The 24,527-nt window shown below is 64.8% G+C and carries 24 protein-coding genes; 18 read left to right on the top strand and 6 right to left on the bottom strand.

All coding sequences use genetic code 11. The features are described 5' to 3' along the window. Positions 1-129 precede the first annotated feature (129 nt). Complete coding sequence (locus JHL16_RS05150; RefSeq protein ID WP_200183819.1) at positions 130-840, top strand: TetR/AcrR family transcriptional regulator; 711 nt, start codon at positions 130-132, stop codon at positions 838-840. 4 nt (positions 841-844) lie between these two features. Here JHL16_RS05150 and JHL16_RS05145 read toward each other — a convergent pair whose 3' ends face one another. Continuing rightward, entirely contained in the window at positions 845-2,068 is a 1,224-nt protein-coding gene (locus JHL16_RS05145; protein WP_200183818.1) for an aminotransferase-like domain-containing protein, read from the bottom strand. A 220-nt stretch (positions 2,069-2,288) separates the two neighbouring features. On the opposite strand from JHL16_RS05145, the gene JHL16_RS05140 reads away from it, so the two are divergent. The 17 genes from JHL16_RS05140 to JHL16_RS05065 all read left to right on the top strand — a co-directional run bounded on the left by JHL16_RS05140 (position 2,289) and on the right by JHL16_RS05065 (position 19,038). After that, a complete protein-coding gene (locus tag JHL16_RS05140) occupies positions 2,289-3,191 on the top strand; it encodes an SDR family NAD(P)-dependent oxidoreductase (RefSeq protein ID WP_200183817.1) in 903 nt (300 codons plus the stop codon). Beyond that, a complete protein-coding gene (locus JHL16_RS05135) occupies positions 3,188-4,000 on the top strand; it encodes a MaoC/PaaZ C-terminal domain-containing protein (protein WP_200183816.1) in 813 nt (270 codons plus the stop codon). The genes JHL16_RS05140 and JHL16_RS05135 overlap by 4 nt, the downstream gene beginning before the upstream one ends. Continuing rightward, complete coding sequence (locus JHL16_RS05130; RefSeq protein ID WP_200183815.1) at positions 3,997-5,670, top strand: class I adenylate-forming enzyme family protein; 1,674 nt, start codon at positions 3,997-3,999, stop codon at positions 5,668-5,670. Before JHL16_RS05135 ends, JHL16_RS05130 begins: the two co-directional genes overlap by 4 nt. A 5-nt stretch (positions 5,671-5,675) precedes the next feature. After that, on the top strand, positions 5,676-7,055 hold the full coding sequence (locus tag JHL16_RS05125; protein WP_200183814.1) for an amidohydrolase family protein: 1,380 nt from the start codon (positions 5,676-5,678) through the stop codon (positions 7,053-7,055). A 35-nt stretch (positions 7,056-7,090) separates the two neighbouring features. Further along, complete coding sequence (locus tag JHL16_RS05120; protein WP_200183813.1) at positions 7,091-8,152, top strand: ABC transporter ATP-binding protein; 1,062 nt, start codon at positions 7,091-7,093, stop codon at positions 8,150-8,152. 60 nt (positions 8,153-8,212) lie between these two features. Further along, positions 8,213-9,238 carry an extracellular solute-binding protein gene (locus JHL16_RS05115; RefSeq protein WP_200183812.1) on the top strand — a complete coding sequence of 342 codons (1,026 nt, stop codon included), beginning with the start codon at positions 8,213-8,215 and terminating at the stop codon, positions 9,236-9,238. Positions 9,239-9,256: 18 nt separating this feature from the next. Next, positions 9,257-10,138, top strand: coding sequence for an ABC transporter permease (locus JHL16_RS05110; protein ID WP_200183811.1), 882 nt, complete (start codon positions 9,257-9,259; stop codon positions 10,136-10,138). After that, positions 10,135-10,941 carry an ABC transporter permease gene (locus JHL16_RS05105; RefSeq protein WP_200183810.1) on the top strand — a complete coding sequence of 269 codons (807 nt, stop codon included), beginning with the start codon at positions 10,135-10,137 and terminating at the stop codon, positions 10,939-10,941. The genes JHL16_RS05110 and JHL16_RS05105 overlap by 4 nt, the downstream gene beginning before the upstream one ends. Beyond that, entirely contained in the window at positions 10,938-11,348 is a 411-nt protein-coding gene (locus JHL16_RS34900; protein ID WP_246770805.1) for an FAS1-like dehydratase domain-containing protein, read from the top strand. Before JHL16_RS05105 ends, JHL16_RS34900 begins: the two co-directional genes overlap by 4 nt. Then, on the top strand, positions 11,345-11,734 hold the full coding sequence (locus JHL16_RS35210) for a MaoC/PaaZ C-terminal domain-containing protein (protein ID WP_281435989.1): 390 nt from the start codon (positions 11,345-11,347) through the stop codon (positions 11,732-11,734). The genes JHL16_RS34900 and JHL16_RS35210 overlap by 4 nt, the downstream gene beginning before the upstream one ends. Positions 11,735-11,737: 3 nt before the next feature. Further along, the gene (locus tag JHL16_RS05095) at positions 11,738-12,205 is read left to right on the top strand and encodes a GNAT family N-acetyltransferase (RefSeq protein ID WP_200183808.1); all 468 of its coding nucleotides are present in this window, start codon (positions 11,738-11,740) and stop codon (positions 12,203-12,205) included. 116 nt (positions 12,206-12,321) lie between these two features. Further along, entirely contained in the window at positions 12,322-13,830 is a 1,509-nt protein-coding gene (locus JHL16_RS05090) for a M81 family metallopeptidase (RefSeq protein ID WP_200183807.1), read from the top strand. Between the two features lie 30 nt (positions 13,831-13,860). Beyond that, entirely contained in the window at positions 13,861-15,438 is a 1,578-nt protein-coding gene (locus tag JHL16_RS05085; protein WP_200183806.1) for an ABC transporter substrate-binding protein, read from the top strand. Between the two features lie 21 nt (positions 15,439-15,459). After that, positions 15,460-16,530 (top strand): ABC transporter permease, encoded by a 1,071-nt coding sequence (locus JHL16_RS05080; RefSeq protein WP_200183805.1) that lies wholly within the window; start codon positions 15,460-15,462, stop codon positions 16,528-16,530. After that, positions 16,527-17,420 (top strand): nickel transporter permease, encoded by an 894-nt coding sequence (gene nikC, locus JHL16_RS05075; RefSeq protein ID WP_200183804.1) that lies wholly within the window; start codon positions 16,527-16,529, stop codon positions 17,418-17,420. Before JHL16_RS05080 ends, nikC begins: the two co-directional genes overlap by 4 nt. Continuing rightward, positions 17,417-18,253, top strand: a complete 837-nt coding sequence (locus JHL16_RS05070; RefSeq protein ID WP_200183803.1) for an ABC transporter ATP-binding protein — start codon at positions 17,417-17,419, stop codon at positions 18,251-18,253. Before nikC ends, JHL16_RS05070 begins: the two co-directional genes overlap by 4 nt. Positions 18,254-18,261: 8 nt before the next feature. After that, entirely contained in the window at positions 18,262-19,038 is a 777-nt protein-coding gene (locus JHL16_RS05065) for an ABC transporter ATP-binding protein (RefSeq protein ID WP_200183802.1), read from the top strand. A gap of 14 nt (positions 19,039-19,052) precedes the next feature. On the opposite strand, the gene JHL16_RS05060 is transcribed toward JHL16_RS05065, so the two are convergent. Genes JHL16_RS05060 through JHL16_RS05040 form a run of 5 tightly spaced genes read right to left on the bottom strand, consistent with a single transcriptional unit; the run spans position 19,053 to position 24,522 of the window. After that, positions 19,053-21,101 (bottom strand): hydantoinase/oxoprolinase family protein, encoded by a 2,049-nt coding sequence (locus JHL16_RS05060; protein WP_200183801.1) that lies wholly within the window; start codon positions 21,099-21,101, stop codon positions 19,053-19,055. Between the two features lie 7 nt (positions 21,102-21,108). Beyond that, positions 21,109-22,155: a branched-chain amino acid ABC transporter permease gene (locus tag JHL16_RS05055; protein WP_200183800.1), complete on the bottom strand. Its 1,047-nt coding sequence runs from the start codon at positions 22,153-22,155 to the stop codon at positions 21,109-21,111. A gap of 5 nt (positions 22,156-22,160) precedes the next feature. Continuing rightward, positions 22,161-23,042 carry a branched-chain amino acid ABC transporter permease gene (locus JHL16_RS05050; protein ID WP_200183799.1) on the bottom strand — a complete coding sequence of 294 codons (882 nt, stop codon included), beginning with the start codon at positions 23,040-23,042 and terminating at the stop codon, positions 22,161-22,163. Further along, on the bottom strand, positions 23,039-23,758 hold the full coding sequence (locus JHL16_RS05045; RefSeq protein WP_200183798.1) for an ATP-binding cassette domain-containing protein: 720 nt from the start codon (positions 23,756-23,758) through the stop codon (positions 23,039-23,041). The genes JHL16_RS05050 and JHL16_RS05045 overlap by 4 nt, the downstream gene beginning before the upstream one ends. Further along, positions 23,752-24,522, bottom strand: coding sequence for an ABC transporter ATP-binding protein (locus tag JHL16_RS05040; RefSeq protein ID WP_246770804.1), 771 nt, complete (start codon positions 24,520-24,522; stop codon positions 23,752-23,754). Before JHL16_RS05040 ends, JHL16_RS05045 begins: the two co-directional genes overlap by 7 nt. Between the last annotated feature and the right edge of the window lie 5 nt (positions 24,523-24,527).

The raw sequence follows: 24,527 nt of genomic DNA, 5'->3' as shown, positions 1-24,527 counted from the left end.
CTTTCGGTACGATGCTGTAGAAATCATACAATGTGAATATGAAGTCAATATCATTTTTATCCGGAGTGCGCTATCATTGGCGTTGATATAGAGAGGCCGGTGCGATATCGCCGCGTTGAGGAGAATTCCATGCCAGCTCACGCCAAGGCCCCCGTATCGACCACGGAAGACGTGCGGGCGGTACGGTACGGCGATCATCTCGCGGCCGACCTCGACACCCGCGTTTTCGCCTCCAAGGGGGATCGCACCAAATACCGGCTCAAGGTCGCCGCCGCCCAGGCGCTCGAGGAGATCGGCTATCAAGACGTCAAGGTTTCGGACATCTGCAAATATTCGAGCGTCGCGCTCGGCACCTTCTATGTCTATTACCGCGACAAGAACGAGATCGCCATCGAAGTGGTGATGGATTTCGTCGAATATCTCTATGAGCAGGCGCGCAAGGTCGGCCGCGGCACCGGCGAATATGAGGCGATCCTGAACACCAACCGGTTTTTCATCGCAGCCTACATGGTCAATCCCGGGCTCATGCAGTGCCATGTCCAGTTGCAGAGCCAGCTGGCGGAATTCCGCGAAGTCTGGCGGCCGCGGCATTTGCGCTGGATCGAAAACCTGGCGCGCTCGATCACACGGCGTGGCAATTACAAGGAGAACATGCCGGGCTCGCCGCAAGCTGTCGCGCATGCGCTGGAAGCCATGGTCTTCCACTATCTCTATGCGGTGATCGTCAGCCGCAACCCACTGGTCGAGGGCGAGGATCCGGCGCATGCGGAAGATCTCGCCCAGATGCTCTCGACGCTGTGGTACCGCGCCGTCTATTGCAAGGACCCGCCGAAGCGCTGACGCCTCAGCTGTTTTTCCTGAGATAATGCCGTGTCGCCGCGGCGAGACGCGCCACGCCCTCCTGCAGCACCGAAGGCGCGTTGCGGCTGAAATTGACGCGCATCGCGGAAGTGAGCTTGCCCGCCGGATCGAAGACGCTGCCCGGCACGAAGGCGACTTTCTCCCGCAAGGCATATTGATAGAGCGCATCCGTATCGATCGCGGGATCGCGCCGGCGCATCCATACGAACATGCCGCCCGGCGGAATCTCCCAGTCGAACCATTCCGCGAGCTCGCTCCGCGCCGCGGCGCATAACGCATCGCGACGCTCTGTATAATGGCGGATGATCGTCGGCACGTGCTGCTCTTCATGGCCCGACTCCAGAAGCTCGAGCGCAATCGCCTGGGTCAGCATCGAGCTGCTGAGATCGGAGGACTGCTTGGCGATGGCGAGCGCCTGGATCATCGCGCTGGGCGCGATCACCCAGCCGACGCGCAGTCCCGGCACGATGCTTTTCGACAGCGTGCCGAGATAGATGACCGGCCCATCATAAGGCCCCTCGGGCGCCATCCGCCCGTGCAGCTCCAGGATGCTGGGACCGGCGGCGCCGCTATACTGCAACGGCAGATAGGGATCGTCCTCGATCAGCCAGGTACCCGCGGCCAGCACCCGCTCGAGCAGGGCCTGTCTTGCCGCGGTGGGCACCAGGACGCCGGTCGGATTGGAATAATTGGGCACGGTATAGACGAACTGCGCGCCACGCAGCGCCTGCGAATCGGCGTCAGGCGACCAGTCGAGCAGCCGGTATGACGGGGCGCGCATGCGCCAGGCATCGAGGGCGCCGACATAGGTCGGAAACTGCACCACGATCGGGTCACCCGGATCGATCAGCACCTTGCCGATCAGATCGAGCGCCTGCATCGCCCCGACGGTCAACAACACATTCTCGGGTCCGATGCTGCGGCCGGCCTGGCGCCCGACGCGCTCAGCGATGAACTGACGCAAGGCCGGAAACCCTTCCACCGGACCATATTCCAGCGCCGTCGCGCCCCAGCGCGCCAGCGCCTTCTGTGCGGCCTCGGCGATCGCCGCCGCCGGATAAAGCTCCGCCGCCGGCAAGCCGCCGGCCATGCTGATGAAGTCCGGCCGGCCGCCGATCGCCAGGAATTGCTGGGTGATGTCGTTGCTGGCCGACAGCCAGCGGGCAAAGCCGGGCCGCCTGGCGGGAAAATCCGCACCGGACACCATATGCCGAAGTCCCTCCCCTGCCCTATCCGAGTTCTGACGAGTAGCGGACAAAGGCGCTTTTACAAAATTGATATTGACTTCATATTCATTTTCTATTTTCCTGTCAATGAAAGCGGGGACGGTCCGCGTGGTGTCGAAACCGGCATCGCGGGAAGACAAGAGGCCCCGACGGGTCGTCCGCCCGCCTAAAAGCGGTGATCCTGATATCGAGGGAGCGACAGTGACAGCAGGGTGTTTGCAAGGCCGGGTCGCGGTGGTTACGGGCGGCGGCAGAGGACTGGGGCGATCCTATGCCCTGGCGCTCGCCCAGCACGGCGCCAGCGTCGTCGTCAACGATCTCGGCAGCGACCTTCATGGCGAAGGGCTCGATCCCTCAGCGGCGCAATCGGTGGCCGGCGAAATTACCGCCAGCGGCGGCCAGGCGATCACCTCGGGCCATGACGTCTCCGACTGGGCGCAGGCCAAGGCGCTCATCGAAACCACAGTGAAGCGCTTCGGCCGCATCGACGTGCTGATCAACAATGCCGGCATCCTGCGCGACCGCCTGTTCGCCAATATGTCGGAAGACGACTGGGATGCGGTGATCCGCGTTCATTTGAAGGGCCATGCCGCGCCGGCGCGCCATGCCATGGATTACTGGCGCTCGGAAACGAAAGCCGGCCGCCAGGTCAAAGCCTCGATCATCCATACCACCTCAGTGGCCGGACTTGTCGGAAGCTTCGGCCAGGCAAATTACGCCGCCGCGAAGCTCGCCGTCGTCGGCCTGTCGCGCACTTTGGCGCTTGAAGGCGTCAAATATGGCGTGCGCTCCAATGCGGTCTCGCCCTCGGCGCGCACACGCATCGAAACGTCGCTGCAGCCGCCGCCCGCCGGCATCTTCGACACGTTCTCGCCCGACAATGTCGCGCCGCTGATCTGCTGGCTCGCGCGCGCCGACTGCCCGGCCACCGGCCAGGTGTTCCAGGCCTATGGCAACCGGATCGGCATCATCGCGCCGAGCGCCATCGCGGTTGATGTCCGGGCCGATGGACGCTGGACCATCGAAGATGTCGATAAGGCACTCGCCGGCCAGCTCCCGAACCTGCCCAAGCTCGGCGATTTCGTGGAGGGGCTGCCTGTATGAGCGCTACCATCGGCCTCAGCCGCGACTCGGAGGAGTTCCGCACCAGCAGCCATCGGCTGGCGCAGTTCGCACGTGCCGTCGACGACACGAACCCACAGCATCTGGCGGGCGTGTTCGCATCGCCGGTCTTCGCGCATATCCCCGTCATGCAGAGCATGGTCGAGGTGCTGGACCAGGCGGCGAATGGCTTCGTCCTGCATGGCGAGCATGATTTCGTGTTCCATGCCCCGATCCGGCCCGGGCTCAGACTGTTCACCACATCGACGCTCATCGGCATGCGCGGCACCCGCGCCGGCCTCACCTACATCATCCGCTCCGCCATCGAGACACATGAGGGCAAGCCCGTCTGCACCCAATACAGCACCTGCCTGGTGCGGGGCGCGGCCGCCACCGCCCGCGAGGGCGAGGTTCCGCCCGCCCGCCCTGCTCCGGCCAAGACCGCTGTCAGCTCCGAACGCTACGCGCTCACACCGGACCAGACGCGCCGTTATGCCGACGCGGCGCGCGATTATTCCGCCTATACGATCGATCCGGCCGCCGCCGCCAGGCAGGGCTTCCCGGCGCCGCTGGTGCATGGCATGTGCACCCTGGCCTTCACCGCGCGCGCCATCGTCGACCGCCATTGCCGCGGCGATACGCCCCGTTTGAAGCGTCTCGGCTGCCGCTTCGCACACCCCCTCTTCCTCACCCAAGGCCAGACGCTCGCCGTCGATCACTGGATCGGCGCCGACGGCGTTATCGGTTTCGAAGCCACGGACCGCGATGGCGCTGTCGTCGTCAAGAATGGCTATGCGGAGATAGCGGCATGAGCGGCCCCAAGATTGCCCCGGCACGTCTGGAACTGGGCACGAGCGGCGCGCCGGCGCGCCCCCAATCCTGGATCGGGCATCATAATGTCGCCCCGGACTGGAGCGCCGTTCCGCAGCAGACGGTGATCGAGATCGTCGCCAAGGGCTGCCTCGAGGATCCCGAACGCCCGGCGATCATCATCGAGAACGGCCCGGTAATGGCCCGGCGCGAATTCCTCGACCGCTGCCAGCGCTTCGCCGGCTATCTCAGCGACAAGGTGAAGCCGGGCGATCGCGTGGTGATGATGCTCGACAATCGCCTCGAGTTCATGATCGCGCTGTTCGGCATCATCGCCAACCGCGCCACCATGGTCTCGATCGCGCCGAGCGCCATGCAGTATGATGCCGGCCATATCGTGACGGACGCAGCGCCGACGGTGGCTATCGTCGGCAAGCCGCAGTTGCCGATCATCGAGGCGGTGCGCGGCAATGCGCCGGCGCTCGCGCATATCGTCGTGGTCGATGGCGAGGAGCCGGATGGTCTCGCGGCCTATGAGAGCGCCGCCGAGCCACTCGACTTCACCACCGCGCAATGCCAGCGCGAGGACATCGTCACCGTCTATTATACATCCGGCACCACCGGCGCGCCGAAAGGCTGCATGCTGCATCATGGCTGGTGGCTGCGCGTCATCGACGTCGATCTCAGACTCTTCCGCCGCGGCTGGCAGGACCGGCAGCTCTGCTGCCTGCCCTTCTACTATGCCGATCCGGCGATCCAGCTTCTCACGTCGCTCGCCTCGCGCGGCACGCTGGTGGCCATGCGCCGCTTCTCGGTGTCGCGCTTCTGGGAGGTCGTGACCACCTATGACGCGACCGAGATCCTGTCGATCGCCTCGATCCCGGCCCTTCTCATGAAAGGCGAGCCTGGTCCGGCCGAGCGCGACCACCGCATCCGCCTCGCCATTCATGCAGGCCTCCCCAAGGAGCTGCATCGCGAGATGCTCGAGCGCTACGGCTTCCACTGGCACAATCAATATGGCAGCACCGAAGGCGGTGTGATGAGCCGGGTGCCCGACCATCTCGCTGACAAACTCGTCGGCACCGGCACGATGGGCGTCGAGCCGCCCGGCGTGACCATCCGCCTGGTCGATGACGACGACAAGGACGTGCCCGCCGGAGAAGCCGGCGAGTGCCTGGTCGGCGGGCCCGACCTCTATGCCGGGTATCTCAACCGGCCTGAAGTGACCGCGGAAGCCAATCGCGGCGGCTGGTATCATTCGGGCGACGTGGCGCGCCGCGATGAGCGCGGCCTGCTCTATTTCGTCGGCCGCAAGAAGGAGATCATCCGCCGGTCCGGCGAAAACATCTCGGCCGCCGAGGTCGAAGGTGTATTGCGCTCGCATCCCCAGGTCATCGATGCCGCCGTCCTGCCGGTTCCCGACGAGCTGCGCGGCGAGGAAGTGAAGGCCTATATCCAGATCAAGCCGGGCGAGGCCGTGACGCCGGAAGCGGTGATCGACTTCTGCCGCGCCAATCTCGCCGCCTTCAAGATTCCGCGCTTCATCGAGTTCCGCGCAACGGATTTCGAGCGCACGCCGTCCATGCGCGTCCATAAGCAGGGTCTGCTCAAGGAAAAGAGCGATCTGCGGCAGGGTGCCTTCGACCGCGAAACCGGCAAGATCGGGACCTGACGGCAATGGCCCCCCAGCACTGCGATCTCCTGATTGTCGCGGGTTGCGTGCTGACCATGAACCGCGAGCGCGAGATACTGGCCGACGGCGCCATCGCGATCAGCGGCAATCGCATCATGGCGATCGGGCCGACGCGCCTCATCGAGAAGGACTGGACCGCAGCGCGCCGCATCGACGCCCGGGGCGGCATCGTCCATCCCGGCTTTATCGATGGGCATTACCATGCCGGCCTGCATCTGAGCCGCGGCTCGATTCCCGACGAGCCCGGCGGCGGCACCGGCGTGTTCGCCCGCTGGATGAATGCCATCACCGATGAAGACGAATATGCGAGCGCCCTGCTCGCCGCGGCCGAGCTCGCCCGCAACGGCTTCACCGGCTTCGTCGATGCCGGCACGACCTTCTGTCCCGACGCGGTGGCGACGGCCGCCACAGCGGTCGGCATCCGCACGTCGCTGGCCGACTGCATGCTCTGGGACATCGTCGGCGGCGAGCCGCTTGCCGCGGATATCCAACGCGCGCCCTGCGACGGCGCCCGGGCGCGCCGCGAACTTGGCGGCCAGCTGAAGCGCAACCGCGATCCCGATGCGCTGGCGCGCGGTCACGTGGCGCTCTATGGCTCCGGCAGCGCGTCCGAGGAGCTGATGCGCGAGGCGATGGACCTCGCGGCGCGCGAAGGCGTCGTCTATCACCAGCATCAGAGCCTGACGACGGGAGAAGCGGACTACGACCGGCAACGCTTCGGCAAGCCGGCGATGGTACATTTCGCCGAACGGGGCCTGATCGGCAGGAACAGCGTCTTCACGCATATGAACATCCTGGACGATGCCGAGATCGAGGCCGTCGCCGCGAGCGGGATGACGCTGGTCTGGCATCCCGGCAATTTCATGTATTACGCCATCTCGCAGACCGGGCGCAGCGCCTTCCCCGCATTGCACCGGCGCGGCACCGCCGTGGCCTTCGGCACCGATATCGCCAAGGCCTGGGCCTTCGGCGATCTCGGCTTGATCGCCTATCTCGTCAGCAAGGAATGGGGCGAGTTTCTGTGCGCCGAGCAGATCCTGGAGATGTTCACGCTGGGGGGTGCGCGCGCCATCGGGCGCGACGACCTCGGCAGTCTCGAGCCCGGCAAGCGTGCCGATCTCGTGATCCGCACATTCGAGCCGCCGGACACGCAGCCCAATGTCGATATCGTGCGGCAGCTCGCTTTGATCTCGCGCACCAAGGCGGTCGATACGGTGATCTGCAATGGCGAGATCATCGTTCGGCACGGCCGGCTGACGCGGCTCGATGAGACTGAAATCTACCGGATCGCGCAGCGTTCGGCGACGGCGACAGCGGCGCGCGCCGGACTGAAGCCGCCCGGCCGCTGGCCGGTGATCACCTGATCAGGCGACAGCGTCGCCAAGCGAAGGAAGCGGACATGACGAATGTAACATTCACCAGCGTTTCCAAGGCCTACGGATCGGTGACCGCGATCGGCGATATCTCGCTTTCAGTCAGTTCCGGCGCCTTCACCACCATCCTGGGACCAAGCGGCTCCGGCAAGACGACGATGCTGTCGCTCATCGCCGGCATCACCGCGCCCTCCTCCGGCCGCATCGAGCTCGGCGGCCAGGAGATCACCCATGTTCCGGCCGCCCGGCGCAATGTCGGTCTGGTGTTCCAGAGCTATGCGCTGTTCCCGCATATGTCGATCTTCGACAATATCGCCTTCCCGCTGCGCGTCCGCCACCTGCCGGCACCCGACATCAGCCGGCGCGTCGGCGAGGCGCTGCGGCTGGTCCGCCTGACCGGGTTCGAGTCACGGCGTCCGCATCAGCTGTCGGGCGGGCAGCAGCAGCGCGTGGCGCTGGCGCGCGCCATCGTCTTCAAGCCGGACATCCTGCTCCTCGACGAACCCCTCGCCGCCCTCGACCGCAAGCTGCGCGAGGAAGTGCGCTCCGAGATCAAGGCGCTGCAGCGTAGCCTCGGCATCACCACCATCATGGTCACCCACGATCAGGAAGAGGCGATGTCGCTTTCGGATCACATCGTGCTCCTGGCCAATGGCCGGGTCGAACAGATCGGCACGCCGGATGAGCTCTATCACCGTCCGAAGACCCGCTTCGCCGCAGGCTTTCTCGGTCTCGCCAATTTCCTCGAAGGCCGCCTGGAGCAGCCGAATGCAATCCGGGGCACGAGCGGAGACTTTCCCTGCCGCACCTCCGCCGGCCGGCTGGGCCGGCAGGTTTGCGGCCTGCTGCGCCCCGAGGATATTCGCGCCGATGCCGATAGCGGCTTTGTCCGCGGCACGATCCGTGAGGTCGTGTTTCTGGGCGAGATCGCCCGCTACATCGTCGACACCGACAGCAGCCGCAGCTTCACCGTGAATATTGCCGGGGCGCGCCGCCGTCTCGCCGAAGGATCGGCCGTATGGCTGTCGTGGGATCCGGAATGCGTCTGGCTGCTGCCGGAGGAAGGAGGAGCGCCCACCCTCCACTGAGGGAGTGAGCGGGCGATGAGCGTGAAGACAGATCATCAATCCAAAACGAAAGGGGATGTCATGAAGAAGATACTGGGTAACATGTCGCTTGCATGCACGATCTTCCTTGCGGCGACGACCGGCGCCGCCTGGGCACAGCAGGCCAAAGAGCTGCATGTGATGACGGCGGGCGGAGAATACGGCGACTCGCTCGACAAATGCATCAACGAGCAACTCCTCAAGGATGCCGGCATCAAGGTGATCAGCGAGACACCCGGCGGTTATGCCAAGATCGCCGCGCAGGCCAAGTCGGGCGTGATCGTCAACACGGTCACCGACGGCTCCACCGGCGACATGTACCGCCTGGCGGCGGAGGGCCTGCTCGAGCCGATCGATTGGGCAAAGCTCAATCCGGAGCCGATGTTCGACGAAGCCAAGAATCCGAACGGGTTCGGCGCCAGCTATTACTCCACCATCATGGCCTGGCGCAGTGACGCCAAGGCGCCGCAGAACTTCGTCGACTTTTTCGACACCGAGAAATTCCCCGGCAAGCGGGCGCTGCCCGACTATCCGGAATTCGTTCTCGCCTTCGCCGCCATGGGCGACGGCATGACACCGGAAGAGGTCAGCAAAGGCGTCGATCTCGACCGCGCCTTCAAGACGCTGGAGCGGGTGAAGAAGGATACGATCTGGTGGCAGTCCGGTGCCCAGCCGGCCCAGCTCCTGAAGGACAACGAAGCCCAGTATGCCATAGCCTGGTCGGGCCGCGTGCTCGGCCAGGACGGTGTCACGGCGACCTACAATCAGGGCATGCTCGACATCTCCTGGTGGGTCGTCGCCAAGGGCATTTCCGACGAGCAGCGCGAGATGCTCTATGCGTGGCTGCGCGCCCAGACGAATGCCGAGAAGCAGAAATGCCTGGTCAGCTTCCTGCCCTATCCGGGCGCCAGCCCGGAGCTCGAAAAGATCGTGACTCCGGAAATGCAGAAGACCTTCCCGACCTCGGCAGAAAACAAGAAGGTGCAGTGGCTGAGCAACGGCCAATGGTGGTTCGACAACGCCAAGGAAGTCGAAAAGCGCTGGAACGAGTTCAAACTGCTCCAGTGAGAAACGAAAGCCGCACCTATGTCCGATGCTGCCGCTATGCTCGGCCGCGCCGCGGGTGATATCAGCCCGCGGCGCCGGCGCGTGCGGTGGGACCTCGTCCTGCTGCTGGCGCCGCTCGCCTTGCTCACCGGCATCTTCTTCGACGTGCCGCTGCTCAATACAGCCTTGTGGTCCGTCAGCGACCCGGCAACCGGCGCGCTGACGGGCGCCCATTTCCAGGAATTCGCGCAGTCCGCCGCTTATACGCGCATCATCTGGCGTACGCTGGTGATGGCCCTGGAAGTGACGCTGCTGACCGCTTTGCTCGGCTACCCTCTGGCTTATTGGACGAGCCGGCTCAGACCCCGCCTTCAGGCGGTCGTTCTTGCTTTCATCGTCATGACCTTCTGGGTGTCGATCCTGGTGCGCACCTATGCCTGGATCGTCATCCTCGGCAATGGCGGGCTGGTGAACCGGACGCTGCAGGCGCTCGGCCTGACCACCCGCCCGGTCGAATTTCTTTATAACGAACTCGGCATATTGATCGGCATGACGAACGTGCTGCTGCCTTTCCTGGTCCTGCCGCTCTACGCCGCCATGGTCAGGATAGACCGCCGCCTCCTGCAGGTCGCCCAGACACTCGGCGCCGGCCCCACCCGCATCTTCTGGCAGATATTCTTTCCGCTGACGCTTCCCACGCTCGCCGCATCGGCGATCTTCGTCTTCATACTCAGCCTCGGCTTCTACATCACGCCGGCGGTGCTGGGCGGCGGCCGCGTGCCGCTCGTCGCCAACATGATGGACCTGCTGGTCAACCGCTTCGCCCGCTGGGAGATGGCCGCCGTGGTGTCGGTGGTGCTGATGGCGGTGACGCTTTCTCTCTACAGCGTCTATCAGTGGCTCAGGGAGCGCGGCGCATGACGGACAGATCGCGATTCGCGCGCGCATGGCTCGCTATCCTGGCCATCGCGGTGCTGGTCTTCCTGGTGCTGCCGGTGCTGATCGTGGCACCGATGTCGTTCTCGAGCGCCCAGTCGCTGGCTTTCCCGCCGCCCGGATTCTCGCTGCGCTGGTACGAGAACCTGCTCGGCAATGCAATCTGGATCGACGCCGGCAAGAACTCCCTGCTGCTCGCCACCTTGTCCAGCACGGCGGCACTGGCTTGCGGCACCAGCGCCGCCTATGTGCTGGTGCGCGGCAACTTTCGCGGCAAACGCATCATCGAGGCCAATTTCATGGCGCCGGCCATCATGCCCTCGATCATCGTCGCCGTGGCGCTCTACATCTTCCTCGCCCGCATCGGTCTGCTCGGCTCGTTTTTCGGCCTGGTTCTCGGCCACACCCTTCTCGCGGCACCCTATGTCGTGCTGATCATGCAAGCGGCGATCCGCGGCTTCGACATCCGCATCGAGCAGGTCGCCGCCACGCTCGGCGCCTCGCAATGGCAGATCCTGACGCGGATCGTGCTGCCCAACCTGGCGCCGAGCGCGGCAGCCGCCTGGATATTCTCCTTCGTCATCAGTTTCGATGAAGTCGTCGTCACGCTCTTCGTTTCGGGCACGCATGTGACGATCCCCAAGCGCATGTTCGCCGAGCTCATGCTGCAGGTGAACCCAACCATCACGGCGGTCGCGACGCTCCTGATCGCATTCAACCTTCTGGCCCTGGCCCTGCTCCTCATCGTGCGGCCGCGTGCTAAACTGTTTGCAAGCGAGGCAACATGAGCAAAATCGGCGAGACCATCGCGGAATGGGATTTCCGCGTCGAGGCAGGCAAGGTACGGGAATTCGCCCGCGCCGTTCACGACATTCATGCGGATGACACGGAGATCGCGCCGCCGACTTTTCCCGTGGTCGCAGCGGCGGGTTTCGTCGAGCACCTGATCACCGACGTGCTGGCGCTCGACCGGTCGAGCACCGTGCATGGCGAGCAGGCCTATGATTATCTCGAACCCATCATCGCCGGCGACCTCCTCAAATGCCGGGCCCGGCTGACCGGCGACACGCTCAAGGCCGGCAAGCGCGGCGGTACGATGCGGATCATCACCGCCGAGGTCGAGTACCGCTCGGCGGCGAGCGGCCGCATCGTCTGTCGCGAAACCATGACCACCATCGAAAAAGGTGCGGCATGACCGCGGCGCTTCCGGAACCGGTCATCTACGGGCCGCTGACCCGCACCGATCTCGTGCGTTATGCCGGCGCCTCGGGTGATTTCAATCCGCTCCATCACGACCACGCCTTTGCGGCCGCCGCGGGCCTGCCGGATGTCATGGCGCATGGCATGCTGTCGGCGGGCCTTCTCGCGTCGGCGCTCACGCGCTGGTTCGGTCCGGGCGCGGTGCGCCGCTACGCGGTGCGCTTCCGAAGCCCGGTCTGGCCCGGCGATGTGCTGACGGCGCGCTGCCTCGCCATGACGCCGGCTGGGGACGGCAGCATTGCCGATCTCGTTCTCGAACTCACCCGTGCGGACGGCGAGCCCGTATTGTCCGCCACCGCATCCATCGTCAGCAGAGGTTGATCCATGAGTGATCGCGCAATCCATATCCGTCCCGCCGTGCCGGCGGACAAGCCGGCCTTCCTGGAAATGTGGCGAGACTTCGTGGCTCTGGCGCCCGGCGAGCCCGGCAATCATGCAATGGGCGAAGCCAACTGGGCCCGCATTCTCGACCCGGCCAATCCGTTGCAATGCATCGTCGCCGGCGCCGGCAACGGCCGACCGGTCGGCTTCACCCTGTTCCTCACCTTCCCTTTCACCTGGAGCCGCGGCGATGCTTGTTACCTGCAGGACATTTTCGTGCGCGCCGAGGCGCGGGGCCAAGGTGCGGCCCAAGCGATGATCGAGCATCTGCGCGAGCTTGGCCGCAAAGCCGGCTGGTTCAAGATCTTCTGGATGACGCAGCCCGATAATCTCACCGCCCAGCGCCTCTATGAGAGGGTGGCCAAGCGGATGGATTATCTGCGCTACGATCTCAATATCTGCGAACCATGAGCCGCGTGGCCGCGCATAAAATTTCGGCAGAAATTAATATTGACATCATATTCATATTTTAGTTTGGTGATGTCCCGGCGTTGCACTCGAACACCCCCGATGAGGTCTGCCCACCCATGACGGCCCGTCCCCGCATAGCCATTGCCGGTTTCCAACATGAAACCAATACTTTCGCGCCCTTCGGCGCCTCCTATGACGATTTCGTGCGCGCCGATGGCTGGCCGGAGATGACCACCGGTGCGGCGATCCTGGAGGTGTTCCCTCCCCTCGCCATCCCGATCGGCGGTTTCATCAATGCGGCCCGCTCGACCTACGATTTCGTGCCGCTGATCTGGTGCGCGGCCGAACCGTGCAGCTTCGTCGCCGATGATGCCTTCGAGCGCGTCGCCACCGTCATCTGCGATGGTATCGCGGCGGCTGGCGGGCTCGATGCGATCTATCTCGACCTGCATGGCGCGATGGTCGTGCAGTCCTTCGAGGATGGCGAGGGCGAATTGCTGCGGCGCATCCGCGAGGTCACCGGACCGGACATGCCGATCATCGTCAGCCTCGACATGCATGCCAATGTCACCGAGGCGATGGTCGCCCTGTCGGACGGCATCGCGCTCTATCGTACCTATCCGCATATCGACATGATCGAAACCGGGCAGCGCGCCTTCGCTCTCCTGCAGCAGCGTCTCGCGCATGGAAAGCCGCTGGCGAAGGCGCTGCGCAAGGCGCCGTTCCTCGTGCCGCTCGCCGCGCAAGGCACCGACTTTGAGCCCTGCAAGAGCCTGTATGCCGGCCTGCCGGCAGGCGCGAAGGGCGCGGTCGCCAATATCGACTTCGCCACCGGCTTTCCGCCCGCTGATATCCGTGAATGCGGTCCGGCGCTCGTCGCCTATGGGACCGACGAGACCGCGGTGGCGGCGGCGGCCGATCAGCATTTCGCCCGGCTGCTCGCCGCCGAGAACCGCTTCGAGCTGCCGATGCTCGCGGCCAGTGAAGCCGTCGGCCGGGCGGCCCGCGACGGCCGCAAGGGAGCACCGATCGTGCTCGCCGACATTCAGGACAATCCAGGCGCGGGCGGCACGTCGGATACGATCGGTCTGCTGAAGGCCATGGTCGATGGCGGCCTGCGCGACAGCGTGCTGGGCCTGCTCTGGGACCCCGAGACAGCCAAGGCGGCGCATGATGCCGGCATCGGCGCCGAGATCGATGTCCGGCTGGGTGGACGTTATGGCTACGACCCCGCCCCCTATGCGGCGCGGGTGCGGGTCGAAGCGCTGTCCGACGGCGCCTTCACCTGCCACGGCCCCATTCTCGGCGGTGTCGCGGTCGATCTCGGTCCCATGGCAAGGCTGCGCATTCTCGATGAGAAATCGGATGTGCATGTCGCCGTGGCCAGCATCCGCTATCAATGCCTCGATCAGGATCTGCTGCGCGCCGTCGGCATCGAGCCGAAAGAGCAGTCGGTCGTGGCGCTCAAGAGCACGATCCATTTCCGCGCCGATTTCGCACCGATCGCCCGTGAGATCATCATGGTCGAGTCGCCCGGCGCCAATTTTTCCCGGAACGAACAGGTTACCTACAAGAACCTGCGTCCGGGCGTGCGCAAGACCCCGACCGGACTTGCCGCGGCATGAACAACTCATAAAACACCAAGGGAGAGACGCATGAAACGACTGCTTATGGGAGTGTGCCTGGCGACGCTGCTTTCGACGCCGGTGCTCGCCGAGACCCCCGCCAACACGCTCGTCATCGCCAAGGCCATCGACGACATGGTGACGATGGACCCCGCTGAAATCTACGAGCTGTCCAATTCCGAAGTCGCCGTCAATGTCTATGACCGGCTCATGGGCCTCGAGATCGGCGACATGAAGACCCTGGTGCCGAAGGCGGCGGAAAGCTGGTCGGTCTCCGAGGACGGCAAGACCTTCACCTTCAAGCTCAAGCCCAATCTCAAATTCCACTCGGGCAATCCGCTGACCGCCGACGACGTCGCCTTTTCGCTGCAGCGGGTGATCCTGCTCAATCTGACGCCCGCTTATCTCCTTCAGGGGCTGGGCTGGACTCCGGAGAACGTCAAGGAGATGGCGAAGGCCGTCGATCCGGCAACCGTGCAGCTGACCATCAACGAGAAATATGCGCCGACCTATATCCTCAACCTGATGAGCACGGTCACCTCCTCAATCGTCGACAAGAAGGAGGCGCTGGCGCATGAGAAGAACGGCGATCTCGGCCATGACTGGCTGAAGACGAACTCGGCCGGATCCGGCGCCTATCGGATGCGGTCGTGGAAGGCCAACGATTCGGTCGTCCTGGAAGCCAATCCCGATTTCAGGCTGGGCGCGCCCAAGCTCCAGCGCGTGATCGTCCGCCACGTTCCTGAAGGCGCCACGCAGCGGCTTCTGGTCGAGAAGGGCGATATCGACATCGCCCGCAATCTCACACCCGACCAAATCAAGGGCATCGCCGGCAATACGGACCTCGTCGTCGAGACCTTTCCCAAGGCGACGGTCTATTATCTCGGCCTCAACCAGAAGAACGACAAGCTGAAGAACCCGAAGGTGCAGGAGGCGCTGCGCTGGCTGATCGACTATCAGGGCATGGCCGACTCGTTCCTCAAGGGCCAGATGCTGGTTCATCAGGCCTTCTGGCCGGCCGGCTTCTATGCATCGCTCGAGAACAATCCGTACAAGCTCGATACCGCCAAGGCGAAGGCGCTCCTCGCCGAGGCCGGCTATCCCAACGGGTTCGACATCCAGCTCGACACCGGCAATACCCAGCCTTTCACCGGCATCGCGCAGTCGATCCAGTCGACCTTCGCCGAGGCCGGCGTCAAGGTGACCATCAACTCGGCCGAGGTCAAACAGGCCCTGACCAAATACCGCGCCCGCCAGCATGAGATGATCTACATGTATTGGGGCCCGGACTATCTCGACCCCAATGCCAATGCCGACAGCTTCGCCAATAATCCGGACAACAGCGACAGCTCGGCCTCGAAGCCGCTGGCCTGGCGCAATGCCTGGGATATCCCCGAGATCATGGCGGAGACCAAGGCGGCGCTCAAGGAAAGCGACGCCGAGAAGCGCAAGCAGCAGTATCTCGACCTGCAAACCAAGCTGCAGACGACCGGACCGTTCCTCAACATGTTCCAAGAGAGCGAGCAGACGGTGATGCGCAAGAATGTGAAGGGTTTCTTTTCCGGTCCCAACAGCGATCTGGTATTCTACTATCAGACCACCAAGTGAACCGGGAAAACCCCTTCATCGATGGCCAATGACGTGACCACGGCGGCTCGCGCAGCCGCGCCCGGGCAGATATTTGGTGCCGAGTTCGCCTATGAACTCATTCGCTTTCTCGGCACCCTCGCTTTGACGCTGCTCGGGCTGACCTTCGTCACCTTCGTCATCGGCCGCGTGGTGCCGATCGATCCCGTGCTCGCGGTGGTCGGTGACCGCGCGATGCCCGAGACCTATGAACGCGTGCGCCAGGAGCTCGGCATCGACCTGCCGATCTACCAGCAGTTCTGGCTCTATCTGACGAAGATCGCCGAGGGGGATTTCGGCACCTCGGCGATGACCTCGCAACCGGTTCTGCACGATCTCTTCCAGTATTTCCCCGCCACCCTCGAGCTCGCCACCGCGGCGACCCTGATCGGCGTCCTGCTCGGCATTCCGCTCGGCGTCGTGGCGGCAACACATCAGGGCCGTCTGATCGACCATGTCACCCGCATCGTCGGCCTGATCGGCTATTCGATCCCGGTATTCTGGACCGGGCTTGTCGGCCTGCTCGTCTTCTATGCCTGGCTCGGCTGGGTCGCCGGTCCCGGCCGGCTGGACATCGGCTATGACGGGCTGGTCGAACCCGTCACCGGCCTCATCACCATAGACAGCCTCCTCTCCGTCGACTGGGATGTGTTCAAGAACGCCATCGCGCATCTGCTGCTGCCGGCCAGCCTGCTCGGTTATCTGACGCTCGCTTATGTCTCGCGCATGACCCGCAGCTTCATGCTGACCGAGCTCAACCAGGAGTACATACTCACCGCGCGTGCCAAAGGCATGCCGGAGCGGCGCGTGATATGGCGTCATGCGCTGGGCAACATCATCGTTCCGCTCATCACAGTCGTCGCCTTGAGCTATGCCTCGCTGCTCGAGGGCGCGGTCCTGACGGAGACCGTCTTCGCCTGGCCGGGCCTCGGCCAGTACATCACCCGCTCGCTCTTCAACGCCGACATGAATGCCGTGCTCGGCGGCACATTGCTGATCGGCACCATCTTCGTCTGCCTCAATGTGCTGTGCGACATGCTTTACCGCCTGCTCGATCCCAGGGTGCGCCCATGAGCGCGCCGGACTGGCTTCTGACCGAGGCGCCGGCATCGCGCCGCCAGGCTTCGCTCGGCCGCTGGTACCGCAACTGGCTGGTCTTCCGACGTAATCCGCTGGCGATGATCGGGCTGGCGATCGTCGCCCTACTCATCGTCACGGCCGTGCTCGCCCCGGTTCTCCCGCTGCAATCGCCGACCGCGCAAGCACTGTCGCAGCGCCTGGCGCCGCCCGGCGCCCAGCACTGGCTGGGCACCGATGAACTCGGCCGCGATATCCTCGCCCGCATCATTTTCGGGGCGCGCATCACGCTTGGCATCGTGCTCATGGTGGTGGCCATCGTCGTGCCGCTCGGCCTCCTGATCGGCACCATCTCCGGCTATATCGGCGGCGCGCTCGACGTCGTGCTGATGCGCATCACCGATATCTTCCTCGCCTTCCCCCGCCTCATCCTGGCGCTCGCTTTCGTCGCGGCGATCAAACCCGGGCTGGAAAGCGCCATCATCGCGATCGCCCTGACCTCGTGGCCGCCTTATGCGCGCATCGCCCGCGCCGAGACGCTGACCGTCCGCAATGCCGATTACGTCAAGGTGGCCAAACTTCAGGGCGCGTCCTGGCTGCGCATCATCTGGCATTATATCGTGCCGCTCTGCTCGACTTCCGTCGTGGTGCGCATGACCCTCGATATGGCCGGGATCATCCTGACCGCCGCCGGGCTTGGTTTCCTGGGACTCGGCGCGCAGCCGCCGACACCGGAATGGGGCGCCATGATCTCCACCGGCCGCGACTTCCTGCTCGATCAGTGGTGGGTCGCCACCATCCCCGGCATCGCCATTTTTGCAGTTAGTCTCGGCTTCAACCTGCTCGGCGACGGCCTGCGCGACGTGCTGGACCCGAAGCGGACATGAGCGATCCCATCCTCGAGGTCGAGAATCTGCGAGTCACCTTTCCGACGCATCGCGGTGATGTCGATGTGGTGCGCGGCGTCAGCTTCTCGCTGGGCCGCGAACGCTTAGGCATCGTCGGCGAGTCGGGATCCGGCAAGTCGCTCACCGGGCGCTCGATCATGCGGCTGGTGCCGCCGCCCGGCCGGGTGAGCGCGACGCGCCTGGCGCTCCTCGGTCATGACCTCCTGAAGACCTCGGCCAAGGAGATGACCCGGATCCGCGGCAAGCGCATCGCGATGATCCTGCAGGATCCCAAATTCTCGCTCAATCCGGTGATGAAGGTCGGCCATCAGATCGAGGAATCATATCGCCTGCATGCCGATGCCGATCGCGGCCAGGCCCGCGGCAAAGCGATCGAGGCGCTGAGCGCGGTCAGGATTCGCGACCCGGAGGCGGTCTATCATCTCTATCCGCACCAGCTTTCCGGCGGCATGGGCCAGCGGGTGATGATCGCCATGATGCTGATGCCGGAACCACAGGTGCTGATCGCCGACGAGCCGACCTCGGCGCTCGATGTCACCGTCCAGCTTCAGGTTCTCGCCATCCTCGACGATCTCGTCCGTGAGCGCGGCATGAGCCTGATCCTGATCAGCCACGATCTCGGCATGGTGTCGGCCTTCTGCGACCGGGTGATGATCATGTATGCCGGCAAGGCGGTCGAAACCATCAATGCCCGCGATCTCGACAAGGTCGAACATCCCTATGCGCGGGGCCTCATCGCCTCGGCACCGCGGCTCGGCGACGATCGGCCCGAACTGCCGGTGCTGCAGCGCGATGCGAACTGGGCGAAATGACCCCCCCGATGATCCAGCTCGACGATCTCGGCGTTTCCTTCGGCAAGGGAACGCGCCGCTTCGACGCCGTACGCAATGTGACCCTCGACATCGCCGAAGGCGAGGCCTTCGGACTGGTCGGCGAATCCGGCTCCGGTAAAAGCACGGTTCTCAACGCCATTGCCGGCCTGATCGGCAGTTATTCCGGCGCCATCCGTATCGACGGCGCGCCGGCCGGCCCGCAGCGGACCGGCGCACAGCGGCGCCTCCTGCAGATGGTGCTGCAGGATCCGTACGGTTCGCTGCATCCCCGGCACACGATCGACAAGATCTTGTCCGAGCCGCTGCTGATCCAGCGACTGGACGGTATCGAGCGCCGCGTCGAGCACGCCCTCGCCGATGTCGGGCTGAAGCCGGAGCATCGCTTTCGCTTTCCGCATCAGCTCTCGGGCGGACAACGCCAGCGCGTGGCGATCGCCCGCGCGATCATATTGGAGCCCCGCATATTGCTGCTCGACGAGCCGACCTCGGCGCTCGACGTCTCGGTCCAGGCGGAAGTGCTCAATCTGCTCCGGCGGCTGCGGCGCGAGCGCCGCTTCACGACCGTCATGGTCAGCCACAATCTGGCGGTCGTCGCCTATATGTGCGACCGCGTCGCCGTCATGAGCCGTGGACGCATCCTCGAAACCGGCAGCAGCGCGGAACTCGCGAAAGGCGGGTTCAGCCATCCCTATTCGCGGCAACTCTGGAATGCGAGCTCAGGCTACAATCGTGACCTGCTCAAGGAGCTGTGGGACGACGCCTAAAGCGCGACCGCTGTCTATTTCATCTCGACCAGCAGGTTGCCGCGCGCATCCACCGTCGCATCCTGCCTGTCGAGCAGCAGGATGGTGGTGGTCGGCTGCTCGACGACTGCGGGCCCGGCAAGCTTGGCGCCGGCGCCGAGGGCGGCGCCCTCGAAAACCGGAATGTCGCGATAGCCCTTGCCGAGATAGATCTTGCGCTTCCCCTTGGGCTTCGGCTTGCCGCGCTGACGCGTGATCGCAGCACCCCGCCGCGCCGCGCCGCCGGTATCGCCGATGGCGCGCACTTTCCAGGTGGTGAACTCGACCGTGTCGCCCTCGTCCTTGATCGTGTAGATGCGCTCATGCTGGGTATGGAAGGCCGTCACCAGCCGCGCGAGATCGCCTTTGACGAGCTTGCCTTTCGGAGTTTCGAAGGGCACCTCAATATCCCAGGACTGGTAGAGATAGCGGCCCTGGAAGGCCAGTTCGAAGCGCTGCGCCTTGCCCGCAACGCCGGAGCGCTTCAGGAACGCCGCGCCTCGTTTACGCAAGTCGGCGAGCAGCCGGTTGACGCCGGCGAGATCGAAATGCCGATCCGTGGTGTTGAGCGTCCCGGTCTCTTCCCATCTTATGTCGGAGATCAACCCGCCATAGGCGCTGAGGCCCGCGGCGAAACGCGGAATCATGAAGCTCTTGATGCCGAGGATGCGCGCCATGTCGCCGATATGGCAGGCCGTTGCCCCACCGCCGCTGACGACATAGCTGTCGCGCGGATCGATGCCCTCATTGACGGTGATGTCCTCGATGGCGCCGATCATATTGTGATTGGCCGTCGAATAGATCGCATAAGCCGCCTCGACCAGGCCGATGCCGAGCGCCTTGGCCGTCTTGCCGATCGCGGCTTCCGCCTTGCCGCGGTCGAGCTTGATGCGGCCGCCGAGGAAATAGTCCGGATCGATGATGCCAAGCACCACATTGGCGTCGGTGACGGTCGGCTCGGTACCGCCGCGGCCGTAGCAGGCGGGACCCGGCACGGCGCTGGCGCTGTGCGGTCCGACCCGCAGCAATCCGCCCGGGTCGACCCAGGCGATGCTGCCGCCACCCGCCCCCACCGAACGGACATCGATCTTCGGAATGCCCAGCATCTCCATGCCGAAGGTCGCCTCGGGGGTGACGACGAGATGGCGATTGCGCAAGGCCGACACGTCGAAGGTGGTGCCGCCCATGTCGACGACGATGACATCGTCGGCCCTGGTCAGATTGATCGCCGCGATCGGCGCCAGCGTCGGTCCCGACATGACGCTGTAGATCGGCCGACCGACGATCTCCTCCGGCGGCATCATGCCGCCGACGCAATTGGCGATCAGCAGCTCGCCGTCATAGCCTGACTCCTTCAGCGCAGCGGTCAGCCGGCCGACATAGTCGCTGACGATCGGATGCAGCGAGGCGTTGATGGCGGTCGAGATCGTGCGCCGGTATTCGCGCGGGATCGGGTTCAGCTCGTGGCTGAGCGTCACCGGCAGGCCCGGCAACTCCTCGGCCAGGATCTCGCGCACGCGCCGCTCATGAGCGGGATTGACGATCGACCACAGCAGGCACACTGCCACCGCCTCGACGCCACACGCCTTGAAATGACGCGCGGCGGCACGCACGTCCTCCTCCGCCAGGGGCATCACCTCGCCGCCCATGGCGTCGATCCGGCCACGCACCTCACAGGTGCGGTTGCGATGGATATAGGGCGGCGGAAAATCGATCTTGATATTGAAGGCGCGCTTGCGCGGTGATTCGCGCAGCGTGAGGATATCGGGATGGCCGGCATTGCAGATCAGGCCGGTCGGCGCCACCTTGCCCTCGACCAGTGCATTGGTCGAAACGGTGGTGCCATGCACGATCATATCGGTCTTCGCCAGGAAGCCTGCGAGCGTCATTCCATGCGCCGACGCCGCTGCGGCGAGCGCGTCGATGAAACCGCGCTCGAACATGCCGGGCGTGGTCGGCACCTTGTGAATTTCGAGATCGGCCCCTTTCCGGTGCAACAGCAGATCCGTGAAAGTCCCACCAATATCGATGCATGCGACGAACATTGTCCGATTATCCCTGTTGCCGAGTTGCGGTCGCTGGAGCAGCGCGCCGGAAGGACGGCCAGCCGATTTCGGCATCGCCGAGGAGGCCGGCCGGCCTTAAAACGAGAATGGCCAGGAGGAGCGCGGCAAGCACGATTTCCTGCAGTCCCGGCGGCGCCGCGATCGTGACGTCGCCTATCGCTACGCCGCGCTCGACCGAGCGCAGAAGCTCCGACACGAGCGAAACCAGCGCCACGCCGGCGCAGGCGCCGGTCAGGCTGCGCATGCCGCCCACCACGAGCATCGTCAGCGTCACGAAGGTCAGGTCGAGATAGAAGGTGCTGGCCGTGATCGTGCCGATGAAATGACTGAACAGCACGCCGCCCGCCGCCACCACCATGGCGCTGAGCACGAAGGCGATCAGCCGCTCGCGTTCCACATCGATGCCGGTCGCGGCGGCGGCGACCTCGCTCTCGCGCGAGCAACGCAGCATGAGCGCGTGCCGCGTCATGGCGTAGCCCGCGGCGACCAGGATGGCGAGAGCGGCGCCGCCGAACGCCGTCCACAGGCCGACATAACGCGGCAGGCCGACCAGCGCCTGACGGCCGCCGGTCACCTGCTGCCAGTTGGAAGCCACGACATAAGTGATGATGAGCAGCGCGAATGTCGCCATCGGCAGCGCGATGCCGCGCAGGCGGCAGAAGGGCCAGCCGACCACCGTCGCGAGGACACCAACGGCGACGATGACCGCCACCAGCGCCAATGGCCAGGGCAGCTGCAGCGCCTCGATCGCCCCCGGCAGATCGAGCAGCGTGGCCTTGCGCGCCGGTGCCAGGGTCAGGATCGCCGACATATAACCGCCGATCGCCATGAAGGCGACATGGCCGAAGGAGAACACGCCGGACTGGCCGACGAAGATGAACAGGCCGACCACCACGGTCAGCTTGATCAACGCCTCGATGACAGTGCGCTGCAGAGCCGGCGGCGCGATGCTCGCGCAGAGCGCCACGGCAATGAGCGCAAGGATCAGGACCAGCGCGGTCTGCAATGGACGGAACAGGGAGTTTTCGACCATGGCCACTACACCCTGTCCCGGTCGGCGCGGCTGGCGAGCAGCCCGTCCGGACGCCAGAAAAGAAAGAGCACGAACAGCAGGAATACGAAGGCGTCGCGATAGGGACGCAAATCGACCGGCAGATAGGCCTGGAGCGAGACCGAAACGATGCCAACCAGGAAGCCGCCGAGAGCGGCGCCGGCGATCGAGCCCATGCCGCCGATGACCGAGGACACGAAGGCGATCAGAACCATGCTCACGCCCATCTTGTAGGAGACGCTGCCGGTCTGCGCCACCAGATAGAAAGACACTATGCTGGCCAGCACACCCGATATCGCAAAGGCGAAAGCGATCACGCGATTGGCCTTGACGCCGACGAGGCGCGCCATGGTGAAATCCTCCGCCGCGGCGCGCATCTGCAGTCCGGTCTCGGACAACCGGAAGAAGGCGACAAGCCCGGCCATCAAGACAAGAGTCACGGCGATGGTGACGAGCTGCAGCAGCGGAATGCGCAAGCCGCCGAGATCGATGGCGGTGCCGAGCTCAGGCAGGAAGGCTACACCCATCGCGCGTGATCCGAAGGCCAGGAGCACAATATGCTGGATGAGGTAGGAGACGGCGAAGGAGGAGATCAGCAATGTCGCAGGGCTGGCCTTGCGCAGGGTCCGGAAGGCGACGCGCTCCATGCCGAGCGCCAGCACCGTGCTGGTCAGGAGCGCCGCCAGGATCATCACCAGAAGCGGCTGACCGGCCAGTGTGTAGAGGGTGAAACCGCCGACCATGATCAATTCGCCATGCGCGAAGTTGATCAGGCGCATGACGCTGAAGATGAGGCCGATGCCGAGCGCGGCGAGCGCATAGACGGCGCCGAGGCTTACGGCGTCGATGAGATTCTGCAGGACGATCATCGCGCCGCCTCGGCGACACCGAAATAGGCGGCATCAAAGGCGGCATTGCCGGCGAACTCGGCCGATTTCCCGCTCATGGCAATGACGCCCGAGCTCAGCACATAGGTGCGGTCGGCAGCGGACAGCGCGCGTCCGACATTCTGCTCGACGATGAGCGCCGTCACCCCCTGGTCACGCAAGGCGCGAACGGCCTCGTAGATCTGTGCCACGATCAACGGCGCCAGTCCCAGCGAGGGCTCGTCGAGCAGAAGCAGCCGTGGCCGCGCCAGCATGGCGCGGCCGATCGCCAGCATCTGCTGCTCGCCCCCCGACAGCTTGTTGGCACGCTGCCGGTAGCGCTCACGCAATATCGGGAACATGGCGAGCACGCGGTCGATGTCGCGGGCGACCTCCTGCCGGTCGCGCCTCACCGTCGCGCCGAGTCTGAGATTCTCGGCGACGGAGAGCGAGCCGAAAATGTGGCGGCCTTCCGGCACAAGCGACAGGCCGGTCGTGACCAGGGCTTCCGGCTGCTGGCCGGTGATTGCCCTGCCATCGAATTCGACTGAGCCGGCGCGCGCGCGCACCACGCCGGCAATGGCGAGCAGCAACGTCGACTTGCCGGCACCGTTGGGCCCGATCACGGCGACGATCTCGCTTTTGCCGACATCGAGCGAGATACCGCGCAAGGCGGCGATATTGCCGTAGCTGACATGCAGGTCGCGGATCTTCAGCACGGCGACACCTCGTCTTCGCCGAGATAGGCCTTGCGCACCTTGGGGTCAGCGCGGATGGCATCGGTCGGGCCCAACGCCAGCGTCCGGCCGAGCTGCAGCACCTGGATGCGGTGGCACAGCTCGAACACCATCGACATGCGGTGCTCGATGAACAGGACACCGCAGCTGAGCGACACGCATATGCCGCGCACGATCGTCTGAAGGTCGCGGCATTCGGCATCGTTCAAGCCGGCCGCCGGCTCGTCCATGAGGAGAAAGCGGGGCCGCATGGCGATGGCGCGGGCAATACCGACGCGGCGCTCCTCGCCGAAGGGCAGCGTGCCGGCCTTGCGGTTCGCCGCATGGGCGAGACCCATCTCGCTCAATATGCGGACAGCTTCGGCGCGGGCCTCGCCGCGGACAAGCCCGATCGCGACGCCGCCCGCCTCGACATTCTCCAGCGCGGTCAGCCCGGCGAAGGGCAGAACACTCTGAAAGGTGCGCACCAGGCCACGCCGGCTGCGCTCATGCGGCTTCCAGCCGGCGATATCGACGCCACCCAGACGGACGCTGCCCTGCGTCACCGCCTGAAAGCCGGTGAGCACGTTGATCAAGGTCGTCTTGCCGGCGCCATTCGGGCCGATGAGGCCGAGAATCTCTCCCGGTCGCAAAGTGAGGCTGACATCCTCTATCGCCCGCAGGCCCTGGAAATCGACGACCACGCCGTCGACTTCCAGGCTTGCCGCGGAGGCGTCCGCGCCGCCGCTGTCCGGTTGGATCATCATGACGC

Source organism: Taklimakanibacter albus (assembly GCF_016595235.1).
Classification (GTDB): Bacteria; Pseudomonadota; Alphaproteobacteria; order Rhizobiales; family Aestuariivirgaceae; genus Taklimakanibacter; species Taklimakanibacter albus.
Note: the sequence above shows the minus strand (reverse complement) of the source record. Positions and strands in the feature narration are given on the sequence as shown.